This is a genomic window from Variovorax sp. V93 (assembly GCF_041154485.1).
Lineage (GTDB): Bacteria > Pseudomonadota > Gammaproteobacteria > Burkholderiales > Burkholderiaceae_C > Variovorax > Variovorax beijingensis_A.
Genome location: NZ_AP028669.1, coordinates 3,520,641 through 3,535,768, shown reverse-complemented (window position 1 = coordinate 3,535,768; position 15,128 = coordinate 3,520,641). Strand labels below are relative to the sequence as shown.

Sequence of the window (15,128 nt, the reverse complement as noted above, 5' to 3'; positions counted from 1 at the left end):
GATACAGGCTTTGGCGCATCGGGATGCGCCGATTTATCCGAGGAGCCTCTCAACATGAAAATTTCAACGCGCTTCGTTTCCATTGCCGCTTCCGTGGTGGCGCTTGCCACGCTCACGGCCTGCGTCGCTCCCGCGCCGGTCTATCACACCACGCGCTATCCCTACCAGGCACCGCCGCAGGCCGTTCCCTACCAGGAGGCGGCCTATGTCGAATACGGCCACGTGGCCAACATCGAGGTGCTGCGCAGCGAAACCGCGGGCACCGGCACCACCGGCGGCGGCGCCGTGGCGGGCGGTGTGATCGGCGGCGTGGTGGGCAACCAGTTCGGGCACGGCAGCGGCCGCGCCGCGGCCACCGCCCTGGGCATCGTGGGCGGTGCGCTGCTGGGCAACACCATCGAGGGACAGGCCAGCGGGCCGCGGGCCTACGAGAGCTACCGCATCTCGGTGCAGACCGACCGCGGCGGCTACCGTGCCTTCGACGTGCAGCATCCGGGCGACCTGCGCATCGGCGACCGCGTGCGCATCGACAACGGCCAGATCTCGCGCATGTAGCAGCGGGTGTGCCGCAGCAAGCAAAAAGCCGGGCACTGCCCGGCTTTTTGCTTGCTGCCGTGGTTTGCTCAGCCGGCAGTCAGTGCAGCAGGTCGTTGCCCGGCGCGGTTGGCGGCACCTTGAAGAAGGCTGTGCCCGCCGTGCCGCGGCCGACTTCTTCTTCGGTGGCCTCGCGCACCGAGCGAACCGTGATGTCGAGCCGGACCGCGATGCCGGCGAGCGGATGGTTGCCGTCGAGCACCAGGTGGTCCGGATAGATCTCGGCCACCGTGTAGATCACGTCCTTGGGCATGGCGTCGCTCACGCCTGCGGGCAGGGCGGCACCGTCGAAGGTCATGCCTTCCTCGGTGCCTTCGGGGAACAGCGAACGCGGCTCCAGAAAGAGCAGCTGGTCGTTGAAGTCGCCGAAGCCCTGTTCGGGCTCGAGCTGCAATTGCACCCGTGCGCCGGGCTCGTGGCCCATCAGGGCAGCTTCGATCACGTCGAAGAGGTCATCGCCCCCCACCATGAATTCCACCGGTTCGTCGAGCACGTCCAGCACTTCGCCCAGGGTGTCTTTCATCGTCCAGGTCAGGCCGACCACGCATTGTTCAGAGATTTCCATTGCAGAATTCTCCCATGGAGATTACACAACCGCTGCCGTTGCTCGGCGGCCTGAGCGCCGCGCAGTTCATGCGGCGGCATTGGCAGAAGAAACCGTTGCTGGTGCGCCAGGCCATACCCGCCATGGTGCCACCGATAGAGCGCAGCGCGCTCTTTGCCCTGGCCGAGCGCGAGGACGTCGAATCGCGCCTCATCCGCCACGGCAAGGCCGGCTGGACGCTCAGGCACGGGCCGCTCGCGCGGCGCGCGCTGCCGCCGCGCAAGCAGCCGGCCTGGACGCTGCTGGTGCAGGGCGTCGACCTGCATCACGACGGCGTGCATGCGCTGCTGCAGCAGTTCCGCTTCCTGCCCGATGCGCGGCTCGACGACCTGATGATCAGCTATGCGAGCGATCAGGGCGGCGTGGGCGCGCATTTCGACAGCTACGACGTGTTCCTGCTGCAGGCGCAGGGCAGGCGGCGCTGGTCGATCGGCCGGCAGAGCGACCTGCGCCTGCAGCAGGGCGTGCCGCTCAAGATCCTCGAGAACTTCGAGCCCGAGCAGAGCTTTGTGCTCGAACCGGGCGACATGCTGTATTTGCCGCCGCGCTATGCGCACGACGGCGTGGCGGTCGGCGACGACTGCATGACCTGCTCCATCGGCCTGCGATCCTCCGCGGCCGGCGAGCTTGGCGCCGACCTGCTGGCGCGCGTGGCGCAGGCGTATGCGGAGGCCCTGGAAGATGCAGGGCCCGCCGAGCTGGCGCGCTACCGCGATCCGACGCAGCCCGCGGTCGAGGCGCCGGCCGCCATGCCGGCCGCGCTGCAGGCTTTTGCGCGCAAGGCGGTCGATGCCGCGCTGCGCGATCCGGACGCCGTCGACCGCGCGCTGGGCGAATCGCTGACCGAACCGAAGGCCAATGTCTGGTTCGATCCGCAAGGCGCCGAGGTGCCGGCCGAACTGCACGCCGTGGCGCTCGACCGCCGCACGCGCATGCTCTACGACGCGCGGCACCTCTACATCAATGGCGAGAGCTTTCGCGCAGGCGGCGCCGATGCAACGCTGATGCGGCGGCTGGCCGACCGGCGCGCGCTCGGGCCGCGCGAACTGGCGCGCGCGAGCGACGGCGCACTCGCACTGCTGGCCGAGTGGTGCGAAGCGGGATGGGCCCATGCCGAGTGAGAGTTCCACAGCGGCCGCGCCGGCCTTGCCCGAAGGGCGCTTCGATGGCCCCGAAGCCTTCGCAGGCATGGTGCGGGCCGCGCTGTCGAGCGCAGCCCGGCAGGGGTGGAGGGAGCTGGTCTTCTGCGATCCCGACTTCGCCGACTGGCCGCTCGGCGAGCGGGCCAGCATCGAGGCGCTCCAGGCCTGGTCGGCCACGGGCCGCCGCTTCGTGCTGCTGGCGCAGCGTTTCGATGCGGTCGAACGTTCACATGCGCGCTTCGTCGCATGGCGGCGCACCTGGGATCACATCATCGAATGCCGCGCGGTGCGTGCAGAGGCGGCGGGCAGCACCGCGCTGCCGAGCGCCATCTGGACGCCCGGGTGGTTTGCCCACCGCACCGATGCCGAGCGCAGCCGTGGCCTGTGCGGCGTCGATCCGCGTGCGCGGCGCGAACTGCGTGAAACCATCGATGAGTCGTGGCGAGCGGGCGTTGCTGCATTTCCGGCGTCGACACTGGGCTTGTAAGCCAATGCCGCGAATGAGGCCACGAGACACAAACGGGCGGCGATGCGGGTCTAGAATTTTTTCGTCCTGACATCCATTGCCAAAGGAGATTCCATGAAGAAGTCATCGTCCGTCCTGCTCGCTTCGTTGATCGCCGCTGCCGCGCTCGTGGCCTGCGGAAAGAAAGAGGACGCCGCGCCGGCGGTTGTGACACCCCCGCCCGCTCCGGTGACCGAGCCGGCCCCGCCGCCGCCGGCAGCTGCGCCGGCCCCGTCGACCAGCACCGATTCGTCGGCCGCAACCACGCCTTCGCCGGGTGCATCCTCGGCGCTGGACGCCGCCAATGCCGCGACCGAGGCTGCCAAGAAGAACGAAGCACCGAAGCAATAAACCGGGTGTTCATTCACCCCAGCAAAAAGCCGCCTCGTGGCGGCTTTTTGCATGGAGGCGCGGAACAGGGCCGCACCGCGATCAGACGTCCAGCCAGGGCGAGCCTTCTGACGCACTGGCCGTGAGCATCTCGGCCTCGTGCCCGCCGAGGGCTTCGGCCATCAGGCGCCGCACGATGTCGGGACGGTTGTTCTGCTCGCTCAGATGGGCCGCGACCACGTGGCGCAGACCGTCGTGGCGCACCGCGCGCGCGATTTCCGCAGCCGCATCGTTCGAAAGGTGCCCGTGCCTGCCGCCGACGCGCAGTTTCAGGAAGGCCGGATAGGCCGAATTGGCGAGCAGTTCGCTGTCGTGGTTGAACTCGAGCAGCAGCGCATGCACGCCGTGGAGGCGGGCCAGCACATGTGCGGTGGCATGGCCCAGGTCGGTCAGCACGCCCAGCGTGCGCGCGCCGTCGGAGCAGCGAAGCTGCAGCGGCTCGCGCGCATCGTGCGGCACGGTGAAGGGCCGCACCGCAATGTCGCCGACCGCAAACTCGGCGTCGTCCCGCGCCAGGTTGAGCCGGCCTTCGAAATCGCGCGCCCCGGTGGCCAGCCAGGTGCCTTCGCTCATCCAGACGGGAATGCGGTTGCGCCGCGACAGCGAGTGGGCGCAGCCGATGTGGTCGCCGTGCTCGTGGGTGACGAAGACCGCATCGATGTCGCCGGCTGCGAGGCCGGCCCTGGCAAGCCGCAGGTCGAGTTGCCGCAGGCCGAATCCGCAGTCGATCAGCAGCCGCGAGGTGCGGCCGCCGCTGGTGGATTCCACCACCGCGGCATTGCCCGTGCTGCCGCTGCCGAGGCTTCGGAAGCGGAGCATGCGGCTTACTTCAGGTCGTCGGCGATGACCTGGACGATGCGCTGCGCGTTGGCCGAGGTTTCGGGCGCGCCGTTCGCGTTCAGCACCGAGACCGTGGTGCTCTCGCCCTGGCCGCCCTTCACGAGGATACGGAACTTGATCGGTGCTTCGTTCTTCTCGGAGCTGCCGAACAGCTTGCCGAAGAAGCCGGGCTCCTTCTTGTCGGGGTTCGGGGTCACGTAGCGCACGTAGTAGATGCCGGCGCTGCGGTCGCGGTCTTCCACGGTGAAGCCGGTGCGGTCGAGTGCCAGGCCCACGCGGCGCCATGCGCGGTCGAAGCCTTCGCTGATCTGCACGACCGGCTGGCCGCCCACGTTGGCGACGGCGGCGGTCTTGGACGGTGCGGTGGTGGCGGCCAGGATCTTCGACTGCTCTTGCGTCACGCCGAGCTTGACCATCAGGCGGCGCAGGAACTCGGTCTCGAGTTCAGGGTCGCTCGGGCGGGGCTGCCACACGGTCTGGTCCTGGCGGCTGTTGTTGTAGACCTCCTGCATGCCGCGGTGGCTGATGAAGATCTCGGTGCCCGTGGGCGTGCGCTCCAGGCGCGTGCGGAAGCGGTCGAGTTCGCCGGTCGAGTAGACCGAGTCGACCAGCTTGCCCAGCGTGCCGCGGATGATGTCCTGCGGCAGCTTGGCGCGGTTCTCGGCCCAGTCGGTTTCCATGATGCCGAGGTTGCGCTGCTCGGTGGTCAGGAGGAAGCCGCTTTCCTGCCAGAAGTCCTTCACCGGGTCCCAGAGCTGGTCGGGCGAGCGGTTGATGACGATCCAGCGCTGCGTGCCCGAGCGCTCCATGCGCACGTCGCCGATGTTGGCCACCGCGGTGGGAATGCCCGGCGCGTTGGCCGCACCGGCCTGGTAGGCGTTGGCCGTGACCGCACCGCCCGGCACCGCGTAGCGGTTCTCGCGCGAGAGCTGCGACAGGTCGGGCGGGACTTCGAGGGTCGGGGCCTTGCCGGCGCTCTTGTAGTCGATCTTGTCGCTCTCGAGAACGGAGCAGGCGGCGAGGCTGACAACGAGGGTGGCCAGCAGTGCAGCTCGCGAAATGTGCGAAAGGTTCTTCAACGTCGTCTTCCTTGTTGGAATGGGTTCGGTCAATCTGTGGGCCGCTTTGCCCGCACTCTCTGAGCGCGGTTCAGGCAAAAGGTTGCGTAACCTCGATGCGGCAAGGGGAAAAGAGATCGGGGGTGTCGGGAAGAATGCCGGGTCAGCCCTTGAGCAGGCCGGTGGCGCGCAGGGCGGCCTCGACCACGGGCCGGTTCGTTTCCGCCAGCTCGGTGAGCGGCAGCCGCAATGCGCCGCCGCACAGGCCGAGCCTGGACATGGCCCACTTGAGCGGGATCGGATTGGGTTCGACGAACAGGTGGCGGTGCAGCGGCATCAGCTCGAACTGGATCTGCATGGCGCGCCGCACGTCGCCCGCGATGGCCGCGACGCACAGCTCGTGCATCTTGCGCGGCGCGATGTTGGCCGTGACGCTGATGTTGCCCTGGCCGCCGCAGAGCATGAGTGCCACCGCGGTCGGGTCGTCGCCCGAGTACACGGCAAAGTGCTTGGGCAGGTCGCGGATGAGCCATTGCGCGCGCTCGATGTTGCCGGTGGCTTCCTTGATGCCGATGATGCCCGGCACCTGCGCGAGGCGCAGCACGGTGTCGTGCGCCATATCGGCCACGGTGCGGCCGGGCACGTTGTACAGCACGGTGGGCAGGTCGCCCACGGCTTCGGCGATGGCCTTGAAGTGCTGGTACTGGCCTTCCTGCGTCGGCTTGTTGTAGTAGGGCACGACCTGCAGCTGCGAATCGGCGCCCACGCCCTTGGCGAACTTGGCGAGCTCGATCGCTTCCTTGGTCGAGTTGGCGCCGCAGCCGGCCATCACGGGCACGCGGCCCTTGGCCTGCTCGACCGCCACGCGGATGATTTCGCAATGCTCTTCCACGTCGACCGTGGGCGATTCGCCGGTGGTGCCGACCACGCCAAGGCAATCGGTGCCTTCGTCGATGTGCCAGTCGATCAGCCGGCGCAGGGCGGGGTAGTCGACACTGCCGTCGTCGTGCATCGGCGTGGCAAGAGCGACGATGCTGCCTGTCAGTTGCTCCAAGGGGAATCTCTCTGTCGGGTGGACGAAAGCGCCGATTCTACTTACTCCGGCGTCCCCGGAAACGGCGGCCCCGGCGGGCTCAGTTTCCCTGCAGCAGATGGCGTGGGGGCTGGCCCGCGCCGGCATCGCCGGCACGGATGGCCGCGATGCGCTGCACGAAGCGCGCCGGTTCGGCAAGGAAGCCATCCTCGTAGGCCACCACGCGCAAATCCTTGCATGCGGCCAGCAGTTCGCCGGGCTGCAGCAGGAAGTCGGGCCGCGAGGGCTTGCCGACCGTCTCGTTGCCGGCCGCGAAGGTTTCATACAGCAGCACGCCGCCCGGCGCGACCGCGGCCACGATGTCCGCCATGCGCGGGCGCCACAGGTAGTTGGTGACGACCACCGCGCCGAAGGCCTGGCCCGCGAACGGCCAGGGGCCGGCCTCGATGTCGGCGGCCAGCACGCGGCCGAAGGCGCCCGCGGCTTCGGCGGCTTCCACCGAGCGGTCCACGCCCGTCACCGCATGCCCGCGCGCCGCGAACCACCGCATGTGCCGTCCGTGGCCGCAGGCCACGTCGAGCACGGCGGCCCCGGGGGCGAGCAGGTGCGACCACCGCTCGATCCATTCCGACGGCGCTGTTCCGCCATGCGGAGGTGCTGCATTTTTCATAGCAATCATCAGAAGCAGGACCAGACCTGGTCGACCAGCGTCACCAGGAAATCCGGGTGCACGTAGAGCGCAAAGACGCCGCCCAGCGCCGCCAACGCGGCCGCCAGCCAGCCGGCCTGCACGAGGCGGTGGCGCATCTGCGGAATCATGGGGCCATTGTCCTTCGCCAGGATCAGCCGGGCACGGCGACCGGCCGGCCGCCGCGCGCAATGGCGCTTTCCTTCACCGGCAGGTTGATCAGCGCCGCGAACACGCCCAGCGCGATCGCGATGTACCAGACGATGTCGTAGCTGCCCGTGGTGTCGTACAGATAGCCGCCCAGCCAGACGCCGATGAACGAGCCGACCTGGTGGCTCAGGAACACGAAGCCGCTGAGCATCGACAGGTGCGCCACGCCGAAGATGCCCGCGATGATCGCGTTGGTGGCGGGCACCGTCGACAGCCACAGGAAGCCCATGGCCGCCGAGAACACGTACACACTGAGCGGCGAGATCGGCGCCAGCAGGAACAGCGCGATCGAGACCGCCCGCGCAAGGTAGATGGCCGCCAGGATCTTGCGCTTGGCCAGCTTCTGGCCCAGCAGCCCGACCGTGTAGGTGCCGAACACGTTGAAGAGCCCGATCAGCGCGAGTGCATAGCCCGCCACCTCGGCCGGCAGGCGCTGGTCGCGCAGGTAGGTCGGCATGTGGATGCCGATGAAGGCGAGCTGGAAGCCGCAGACGAAGTACCCCGCCATCAGCAGCCCGAAGCTCGGATAGCGGAAGGCCTCGCCCACCGCCTGCAGCACCGACTGGTCGCGGTGCCCCGCGAGCGCGCCGCGCTGCGGCTCGCGCAGGCCGAAGGCCAGCGGCACGATCACCAGCGCCAGCATCGCCACCGCCGCGAGCGCGCTCTGCCAGCCCAGCTGCCTGATGAGCAGCCCCTCGATCGGGGCCAGCAGGAACTGCCCGAAGGAGCCGGCCGCCGCCGCCACGCCCATGGCCCAGGAGCGCCTTTCGGCCGGAATCTGGCGCCCGATCACGCCATAGACGACGGCATAGGTGGTGCCGGCCTGCGCCGCGCCGATCAGCACGCCGGCGCTCAGCGTGAACAGCAGCGGCGTGGGCGAATACGCCATGCCCAGCAGGCCCAGCGCATAGAACGCCGTGCCGGCGACAAGCACCCGGAAGGCGCCGAAGCGATCGGCCACCATGCCTGCGAAGACGCCGAAGATGCCCCACGACAGGTTCTGCACGGCCAGCGCGAACGAAAAGGTCTGGCGGCTCCAGTCCTGCGCCTGCGTGATCGGCTGCAGCCAGAGGCCGAAGCCGTGGCGGATGCCCATGGAAAGCGTGACGATCATGGCGCCGCAGATCAGCACCTGCTTGACCGAGAGAGTGGGAGAGGAGGCTTGCATGCCGTCGAATGTAGCGACTCGGGTACTTTGGCGGGCGCGCTGGCGGCCAAGGCCATTGATGATTTGTGGCGCCGGCTTTGATGCGCGCCGCGCATCAAAGCCGGCGGCCCGGCCGTGAACGCGCAGTGTGCCTGTATGGGTATCCAGTTGTTTGGTGGCGACTGACTACAATCCGCCCCCATGGCGACTCCCCCCAAGACTCCCCCCAGTTCATCGTCCGCGTCCTCCGGGTACTCGGAAGGTTCCATCCGCGTGCTCAAGGGCCTCGAGCCCGTGAAGCAGCGCCCGGGCATGTACACCCGGACCGACAACCCGCTGCACGTCATCCAGGAAGTGCTCGACAACGCCGCCGACGAGGCGCTGGCGGGCCATGGCAAGAAGATCAAGGTCACGCTGCATGCCGACAACTCGGTCAGCGTCGAGGACGACGGCCGCGGCATTCCCTTTGGCCTGCACCCCGAAGAAAAAGCCCCGGTGGTCGAGCTCGTGTACACCCGGCTGCACGCCGGCGGCAAGTTCGACAAGGGTTCGGGCGGCGCCTACAGCTTCTCGGGCGGCCTGCACGGCGTGGGCGTGTCGGTGACCAACGCGCTGTCGAAGCGCCTCGAAGTGACGACGCACCGCGAGGGTTCGGTCGCCAGGCTGGCCTTCAGCGGCGGCGACGTGATCGAGCCGCTGCAGGTGCGCAAGCTCGAGGCCGGCGAGCGCAAGCAGGGCACCACCGTGCGCGCCTGGCCCGACGCCAAGTATTTCGAGACCGCGGCGCTGCCGATGGCCGAGCTCACCCACCTGCTGCGCAGCAAGGCCGTGCTGATGCCGGGCGTGAGCGTCACGCTCACGGTCGAGAAGACCAAGGAAACGCAGCAGTGGCTCTACAAGGGCGGCCTGAGCGACTACCTCATGCAGACGCTCAACGGCGACCCCGTGATCCCGCTGTTCGAAGGCAGCGGCCATGCCGACAAGAACGCCGACAACTTTGCCGAGGGCGAGGGCGCCGACTGGTGCGTGGCCTTCACCGAAGACGGCCAGCCGGTGCGCGAGAGCTACGTCAACCTGATTCCCACCAGCGCCGGCGGCACGCACGAGAGCGGCCTGCGCGACGGCCTGTTCACCGCGGTGAAGGGCTTCATCGAATTGCATTCGCTGCTGCCCAAGGGCGTGAAGCTGCTGCCCGAGGACGTGTTCGCACGCGCCTCGTACGTGCTGAGCGCCAAGGTGCTCGACCCCCAGTTCCAGGGCCAGATCAAGGAGCGCCTCAATTCGCGCGATGCCGTGCGCCTGGTGTCGAGCTTCGTGCGCCCGGCGCTCGAGCTCTGGCTCAACCAGCACGTCGACTATGGACGCAGGCTCGCCGAACTCGCCATCAAGGCCGCGCAGACGCGCCAGCGTGCCGGCCAGAAGGTCGAGAAGCGCAAGGGCTCCGGCGTGGCCGTGCTGCCCGGCAAGCTGACCGATTGCGAGAGCAAGGACACCAGCCACAACGAAGTCTTCCTGGTCGAGGGCGATTCGGCCGGCGGCAGCGCCAAGATGGGCCGCGACAAGGAGAGCCAGGCCATCCTGCCGCTGCGCGGCAAGGTGCTCAACACCTGGGAGGTGGAGCGCGACCGGCTTTTTGCCAACACCGAAATCCACGACATCTCGGTGGCCGTGGGCGTCGATCCGCACGGCCCCGCCGACACGCCCGACATGAGCGGCCTGCGCTACGGCAAGATCTGCATCCTCTCCGATGCCGACGTGGACGGCTCGCACATCCAGGTGCTGCTGCTCACGCTGTTCTTCCGCCACTTTCCGAAACTCATCGAAGCCGGCCACGTGTATGTCGCAAAGCCGCCGCTGTTCCGCGTCGATGCGCCCGCGCGCGGCAAGAAGCCGGCTTCCAAGGTCTATGCGCTCGACGAGGGCGAACTCACGGCCACGCTCGATAAACTGCGCAAGGACGGCGTGCGCGAAGGCGCCTGGAGCATCAGCCGCTTCAAGGGCCTGGGCGAAATGAGCGCGGAACAATTGTGGGAAACCACACTCAATCCCGATACCCGGCGCCTGATGAAGGTCCAATTGGGGCGCTTCGACTTCAGCTCCACCCAGGGCGAGATCACCAAGCTCATGGGCAAGGGCGAGGCAGCCGCCCGGCGCGAACTGATGGAACTGCGCGCCGACGATGTCGATATCGATGTTTGACCACCCTCGTGAAAATTCCAGACCTCATGCGTCCGTTGCTCCTGGCCCTGCTGCTGTGCGCGCAGCAGGGGCTCGCGCACGCCGCTGACGTCTACGGCTACATCGACAGCAAGGGCGTGGCGCACTTCGCGTCGGAAAAGATCGACGAGCGCTACCAGGTCTTCTTTCGCCGCGGCCAGAGCTTCGACACCGCGCAGGGCCTGGCGCCGTTCGCGCGCGGCGGGCGCAAGCTCGACGGAAAGGTGCCGCAGGCCTCGCAGACCCTGCTGGCGCTGTTCGAAGCCTCGCCAAGCTACAAGACCGCCAAGGCCGCGCTGCGCGATGCGGCCAACAAGCATTCGATCGACTACGAATTGCTGCAGGCGCTGATTGCCACCGAATCGGGCTTCGATGCCCAGGCCGTTTCGCCCAAGGGCGCGATGGGGCTCATGCAGCTCATGCCGGCCACCGCGCAGCGCTATGGCGTCGCGGCCGACAAGCGCAGCACCATCGAGAAAAAGCTGTTCGATCCGCGCGTCAACATTGCCGCGGGCTCGCGCTACCTGCGCGACCTGATCGCGATGTTCCCGGGCCAGATCGAACTGGCGCTGGCTGCCTACAACGCAGGCGAAGGCGCGGTACAGCGCGCGGGCAACAAGATTCCCAACTACAAGGAAACGCAGAACTACGTGCAGACGGTGCTGCAGCTCTATGCCTACCTGAAGCCGTCGGCGGCGGGATCGTCGGCCGTGGCAGGCGGCAGCGGGCGCGGCGGCAAGACGCCGGGGCGCATCCGCATGGAGCTCACGGTGCCCAAGGGCGGCGCCCTGGGCCGTGGCAACATGCCGCCCGATTCGCCGGGCGCCATGCCGGCCATGCCCGATGCGCCCGAGTCATCGACGGTGCCGGACGGCGGTTCGGACACGCCGGTGTCCTGATGGCCCGCCCCGCCTTTGCTCGCCGATGAAGGAACCCTTTTTCGTGCACCGCCGAAGCTTCGTTCTTGCGACTGCCGCCTGCGCGGTGGCCGGTGCCGCGCGCGCGCAGCACGCGGCCACGCATGACACGCTGCCGCCGGCGTCTTCGTCGAAGGAGCCCTACGCGCGGCTGCAGGGCGGCGTTCCGCATCACATGACGCCCGAGCAGGAAGCCCAGCGCGTCACGGACAGCGCCGCACCGGCCGGCCCGGCGGGGCGCTGGGAGCCGCGCGCGGCGCTGCCCATTCCGCGCAGCGAGATGGCCTGGGCCACCGCGGCGCAAGGGCGCATGCACGTGGTCGGCGGCTATGGCGAGGGCGCGGTCAACCGCGACTACCACCACATCTACGATCCCAAGGCCGACCGCTGGCTCGACGGCGCACCGCTGCCGCGCGGCGCCAACCACGTGGCGGTGGCGGCCGATGGCGACCGGGTCTACGCACTGGGCGGCTTCGTCGAGCAGAACCGCCGCTCCGACACCAACGCCTACGTCTACGAGATCGCCGCCAACCGCTGGAGTGCCATCGCACCGCTGCCACGCCCGCGCGGTGCCGCGGCCGCGGTGATGCAAGGCGGCGTGCTGCACCTGATCGGCGGCGCCTCCGAGCCTGCCGCCGAACGCGCGAGCGTCGGCTGGCACGAGGTCTACGACCCCAAGGCCGACCGCTGGTCCTCCGCCAAGCCGCTGCCCGGCGCGCGCGACCACGTGGGCTGCGTGGCGCACGGCGGCCAGATCCACGTGATCGGCGGGCGCTTCAACACCTTCGAATACAACACCGACCTGCACCACGTCTACCTGCCCGCGCGCGACACCTGGGAGCTGCGTGCGCCGCTGCCCACGGCGCGCTCGGGCCATGGCCTCGTGGTGTACCGCGGCCGCTTCTTCGCGATGGGCGGGGAAGGCGGCTTTCTGGTGGGCGGCATGCCGCGGCAGGCCAAGGTGTTCGGCCAGATGGAAAGCTACGATCCTGTGGCCGACAGCTGGCAGCGCCATGCGCCGATGCCCACGCCGCGCCATGCGGTGGGCGCCGCGGTGATCGGCGACTGGATTTACGTGGCCGGCGGCGGCGCGGTGCTCGGCGGCGCCGTGCAGTCCGCCGTACACGAGGCTTTCACACTGGGCTGAGCGCGCAAGCGCACGGCCCGAAACCGTTTCTCTTTCTCTCTTCTCCATGGACGACTCCCAACCTCCGCTCGATCTCCAGGGTCCCACCGACGGCGACACCACCCTCACGCTGGCCGACTACGCGCAGACCGCCTACCTCGAATACGCGCTCAGCGTGGTCAAGGGCCGCGCGCTGCCCGACGTGTCCGACGGGCAGAAGCCGGTGCAGCGGCGCATCCTGTATTCGATGTCGCGCATGGGCCTGGGCTTCGGCGGCGCCAACGGCACCGTGGGCGCCAAGCCGGTCAAGAGCGCGCGCGTGGTTGGCGACGTGCTCGGCCGCTTCCACCCGCACAGCGACCAGGCCGCCTATGACGCGCTGGTGCGCATGGCGCAGGACTTCTCGCAGCGCTATCCGCTGGTCGACGGCCAGGGCAACTTCGGCAGCCGCGACGGCGACGGCGCCGCGGCCATGCGCTACACCGAAGCGCGCCTGGCCCGCATCACCAGCCTGCTGCTCGACGAGATCGACGAAGGCACGGTCGACTTCATCCCCAACTACGACGGCAGCACCGAAGAGCCGCGCCTGCTGCCCGCACGCCTGCCTTTCACGCTGCTCAACGGCGCGAGCGGTATCGCGGTCGGCCTGGCCACCGAGATCCCGAGCCACAACCTGCGCGAGATCGCCGACGCCTGCGTGGCGCTGATCAAGTCGAACGGCAAGCTCAGCGACGAGGAACTGCTGCAGATCGTGCCCGGCCCCGACTACCCGGGCGGTGCGCAGATCATCAGCGGGCCGGCCGACATCGCCGACGCCTACCGCACCGGCCGCGGCTCGCTCAAGGTGCGCGCGCGCTGGAAGATCGAGGACCTCGCGCGCGGCCAGTGGCAATTGGTGGTCAACGAGCTGCCGCCGGGCGTCAGCACGCAGAAGGTGCTCGAGGAAATCGAGGAAATCACCAACCCGAAGGTCAAGGCCGGCAAGAAGGCGCTCTCCGCCGACCAGACCCAGCTCAAGGCCGCGATGCTCTCGGTGCTCGACGTGGTGCGCGACGAATCCAGCAAGGACGCCGCGGTGCGCCTGGTGTTCGAGCCCAAGACCTCGCGCATCAGCCAGGAAGAGTTCATTACCACGCTGCTCGCGCAGACCTCGCTCGAGACCTCGTCGCCGATCAATCTCACGATGGTGGGCATCGACGGCAAGCCCACGCAGAAGTCGCTGCGCCAGATGCTCAACGAGTGGATCGCGTTCCGCGAGGTCACGGTCGAGAAGCGCTCGCGGCACCGGCTGGGCAAGGTGCAGGACCGCATCCACATCCTCGAGGGCCGGCAGCTGGTGCTGCTGAACATCGACGAGGTGATCGCGATCATCCGCGCGGCGGAAGACCCGAAGGCCGCGCTCATCGCGCGCTTCAACCTCAGCGAACGCCAGGCCGAGGACATCCTCGAAATCCGGCTGCGCCAGCTCGCGCGGCTCGAAGCCATCAAGATCGAACAGGAGCTCAAGGGCCTGCGCGACGAGCAGAAGAAGCTCGAAGACATCCTCGGCAGCCCGGCGGCGCTGCGCCGCCTGCTGGTGAAGGAAATCGAGGCCGATGCCAAGACCTTCGAGGACCCGCGCCGCACGCTGATCCAGGCCGAGAAGCGCGCCGTGGCCGAACTGAAGGTGGTCGACGAGCCCGTGACCGTGATCGTCTCGCAGAAGGGCTGGGTGCGTGCGCAGAAGGGCTGGGCCAGCGAGAAGAACGGTGCCAACGGCACGGCGGCGCCCGAATACAGCTTCAAGTCCGGCGACGCGCTCTACGGCGCCTTCGAATGCCGCAGCGTCGACACGCTGCTGGTGTTTGGCTCCGCCAAGGACAAGTCGGTGCGCGTCTACACCGTGCCCGTGGCCTCGCTGCCCGGCGCGCGCGGCGACGGCCAGCCCGTGACCACGCTGATCGAGCTCGATGCCGGCACGCATGTCACTCACTTCTTCGCGGGCCCGGTAGGCGCCAGCCTGCTGCTGGCCAACACCGGCGGCTACGGCTTCATCGCCACCGTCGAGAACATGATGTCGCGCCAGCGCGGCGGCAAGGCCTTCATCGACGTGGGCGAGGGCGAGCAGCTCTGCCGCCCGTCGCTGGTGGGCGGCGCGAGCGGCGCGGAGCCGATGCCGGCCGCCACGCACGTGGCCTGCGCCTCGACCGGCGGCCGCATCCTGACCTTCGACATTGCCGAGCTCAAGAGCCTGCCCAAGGGCGGCCGCGGGCTCACGCTGATCGACCTCGACGCCAAGGACACGCTGGCGGGTGCCGCGGCCTACACGCGCAGCGTGAAGATCGAAGGCATCGGCCGCGGCGGCAAGGAGCGCGATGAAACCCTGGAAATCCGCACGCTCAACAATGCGCGCGGCAGCCGTGCGCGCAAGGGCAAGGCGGCCGACCTCGGCTTCAAGCCGACGGGCATCGTGCGGGTGCTGTGATGGGAGGCATCGACATCAGCGTCATCGGCCTCGTCGTTGCACTGGTCACGGGCCTTGCCAGCTTCTGGTTCGGCCGGCGCATGCGCCTGAAGCGCGGGGCCAAGAAGCGCGAGAAGGACCGCATCGCGGCGCAGGCCAGCGAGACCCGGCAGCAGCGCCGGGCGCGCGAGCGCAAGGAACGCGGCTAGCGCCT

At 68.7% G+C, this 15,128-nt stretch carries 16 protein-coding genes; 9 read left to right on the top strand and 7 right to left on the bottom strand.

All coding sequences use genetic code 11. From position 1 onward, the window contains the following. Positions 1-54 precede the first annotated feature (54 nt). Positions 55-555 (top strand): glycine zipper 2TM domain-containing protein, encoded by a 501-nt coding sequence (locus ACAM54_RS16750; protein WP_192327225.1) that lies wholly within the window; start codon positions 55-57, stop codon positions 553-555. A gap of 79 nt (positions 556-634) precedes the next feature. Here the strand turns inward: ACAM54_RS16750 and ACAM54_RS16745 are convergent, their stop codons facing one another. Then, on the bottom strand, positions 635-1,159 hold the full coding sequence (locus ACAM54_RS16745) for a peptidylprolyl isomerase (RefSeq protein WP_145747258.1): 525 nt from the start codon (positions 1,157-1,159) through the stop codon (positions 635-637). A gap of 14 nt (positions 1,160-1,173) precedes the next feature. Between ACAM54_RS16745 and ACAM54_RS16740 the strand changes: the two genes are divergently transcribed. From ACAM54_RS16740 to ACAM54_RS16730, 3 genes are all read left to right on the top strand, one after another. Then, positions 1,174-2,319, top strand: a complete 1,146-nt coding sequence (locus ACAM54_RS16740; protein WP_145747259.1) for a cupin domain-containing protein — start codon at positions 1,174-1,176, stop codon at positions 2,317-2,319. Further along, complete coding sequence (locus ACAM54_RS16735) at positions 2,309-2,827, top strand: hypothetical protein (protein WP_369648307.1); 519 nt, start codon at positions 2,309-2,311, stop codon at positions 2,825-2,827. Before ACAM54_RS16740 ends, ACAM54_RS16735 begins: the two co-directional genes overlap by 11 nt. A gap of 93 nt (positions 2,828-2,920) precedes the next feature. Next, positions 2,921-3,196, top strand: coding sequence for a hypothetical protein (locus ACAM54_RS16730; protein WP_145747261.1), 276 nt, complete (start codon positions 2,921-2,923; stop codon positions 3,194-3,196). Between the two features lie 81 nt (positions 3,197-3,277). On the opposite strand, the gene ACAM54_RS16725 is transcribed toward ACAM54_RS16730, so the two are convergent. The 6 genes from ACAM54_RS16725 to ACAM54_RS16700 form a co-directional block, all read right to left on the bottom strand. After that, positions 3,278-4,054, bottom strand: a complete 777-nt coding sequence (locus ACAM54_RS16725; RefSeq protein ID WP_145747262.1) for an MBL fold metallo-hydrolase — start codon at positions 4,052-4,054, stop codon at positions 3,278-3,280. A 5-nt stretch (positions 4,055-4,059) separates the two neighbouring features. After that, entirely contained in the window at positions 4,060-5,154 is a 1,095-nt protein-coding gene (gene bamC / locus ACAM54_RS16720) for an outer membrane protein assembly factor BamC (RefSeq protein ID WP_192327222.1), read from the bottom strand. Positions 5,155-5,296: 142 nt separating this feature from the next. Next, positions 5,297-6,187 carry a 4-hydroxy-tetrahydrodipicolinate synthase gene (gene dapA / locus ACAM54_RS16715; protein ID WP_124961081.1) on the bottom strand — a complete coding sequence of 297 codons (891 nt, stop codon included), beginning with the start codon at positions 6,185-6,187 and terminating at the stop codon, positions 5,297-5,299. 79 nt (positions 6,188-6,266) lie between these two features. After that, entirely contained in the window at positions 6,267-6,836 is a 570-nt protein-coding gene (locus ACAM54_RS16710; RefSeq protein ID WP_369648306.1) for a class I SAM-dependent methyltransferase, read from the bottom strand. Positions 6,837-6,844: 8 nt separating this feature from the next. Continuing rightward, positions 6,845-6,985, bottom strand: a complete 141-nt coding sequence (locus ACAM54_RS16705; RefSeq protein WP_186454299.1) for a hypothetical protein — start codon at positions 6,983-6,985, stop codon at positions 6,845-6,847. Between the two features lie 23 nt (positions 6,986-7,008). Beyond that, complete coding sequence (locus ACAM54_RS16700) at positions 7,009-8,232, bottom strand: MFS transporter (RefSeq protein ID WP_369648305.1); 1,224 nt, start codon at positions 8,230-8,232, stop codon at positions 7,009-7,011. A 180-nt stretch (positions 8,233-8,412) separates the two neighbouring features. Between ACAM54_RS16700 and ACAM54_RS16695 the strand changes: the two genes are divergently transcribed. From ACAM54_RS16695 to ACAM54_RS16675, 5 genes are read left to right on the top strand one after another with little or no spacing between them, the layout of a single operon-like run. Further along, positions 8,413-10,410 carry a DNA topoisomerase IV subunit B gene (locus ACAM54_RS16695; RefSeq protein ID WP_145747266.1) on the top strand — a complete coding sequence of 666 codons (1,998 nt, stop codon included), beginning with the start codon at positions 8,413-8,415 and terminating at the stop codon, positions 10,408-10,410. 26 nt (positions 10,411-10,436) lie between these two features. Then, on the top strand, positions 10,437-11,327 hold the full coding sequence (locus tag ACAM54_RS16690; RefSeq protein WP_145747267.1) for a lytic transglycosylase domain-containing protein: 891 nt from the start codon (positions 10,437-10,439) through the stop codon (positions 11,325-11,327). A 43-nt stretch (positions 11,328-11,370) separates the two neighbouring features. After that, a complete protein-coding gene (locus tag ACAM54_RS16685) occupies positions 11,371-12,492 on the top strand; it encodes a Kelch repeat-containing protein (protein ID WP_369648304.1) in 1,122 nt (373 codons plus the stop codon). A gap of 46 nt (positions 12,493-12,538) precedes the next feature. Continuing rightward, positions 12,539-14,935, top strand: a complete 2,397-nt coding sequence (gene parC, locus ACAM54_RS16680) for a DNA topoisomerase IV subunit A (protein WP_145747269.1) — start codon at positions 12,539-12,541, stop codon at positions 14,933-14,935. Continuing rightward, complete coding sequence (locus ACAM54_RS16675; protein WP_369648303.1) at positions 14,935-15,123, top strand: hypothetical protein; 189 nt, start codon at positions 14,935-14,937, stop codon at positions 15,121-15,123. Before parC ends, ACAM54_RS16675 begins: the two co-directional genes overlap by 1 nt. Positions 15,124-15,128: the final 5 nt, after the last annotated feature.

Coding starts and splice junctions, on each gene's coding strand:
- ACAM54_RS16750 (WP_192327225.1), top strand. CDS start 55: ATGAAAATTTCAACGCGCTTCGTTTCCATTGCCGCTTCCGTGGTGGCG.
- ACAM54_RS16745 (WP_145747258.1), bottom strand. CDS start 1,159: ATGGAAATCTCTGAACAATGCGTGGTCGGCCTGACCTGGACGATGAAA.
- ACAM54_RS16740 (WP_145747259.1), top strand. CDS start 1,174: ATGGAGATTACACAACCGCTGCCGTTGCTCGGCGGCCTGAGCGCCGCG.
- ACAM54_RS16735 (WP_369648307.1), top strand. CDS start 2,309: ATGCCGAGTGAGAGTTCCACAGCGGCCGCGCCGGCCTTGCCCGAAGGG.
- ACAM54_RS16730 (WP_145747261.1), top strand. CDS start 2,921: ATGAAGAAGTCATCGTCCGTCCTGCTCGCTTCGTTGATCGCCGCTGCC.
- ACAM54_RS16725 (WP_145747262.1), bottom strand. CDS start 4,054: ATGCTCCGCTTCCGAAGCCTCGGCAGCGGCAGCACGGGCAATGCCGCG.
- ACAM54_RS16710 (WP_369648306.1), bottom strand. CDS start 6,836: ATGAAAAATGCAGCACCTCCGCATGGCGGAACAGCGCCGTCGGAATGG.
- ACAM54_RS16705 (WP_186454299.1), bottom strand. CDS start 6,985: ATGATTCCGCAGATGCGCCACCGCCTCGTGCAGGCCGGCTGGCTGGCG.
- ACAM54_RS16700 (WP_369648305.1), bottom strand. CDS start 8,232: ATGCAAGCCTCCTCTCCCACTCTCTCGGTCAAGCAGGTGCTGATCTGC.
- ACAM54_RS16695 (WP_145747266.1), top strand. CDS start 8,413: ATGGCGACTCCCCCCAAGACTCCCCCCAGTTCATCGTCCGCGTCCTCC.
- ACAM54_RS16690 (WP_145747267.1), top strand. CDS start 10,437: ATGCGTCCGTTGCTCCTGGCCCTGCTGCTGTGCGCGCAGCAGGGGCTC.
- parC (WP_145747269.1), top strand. CDS start 12,539: ATGGACGACTCCCAACCTCCGCTCGATCTCCAGGGTCCCACCGACGGC.
- ACAM54_RS16675 (WP_369648303.1), top strand. CDS start 14,935: ATGGGAGGCATCGACATCAGCGTCATCGGCCTCGTCGTTGCACTGGTC.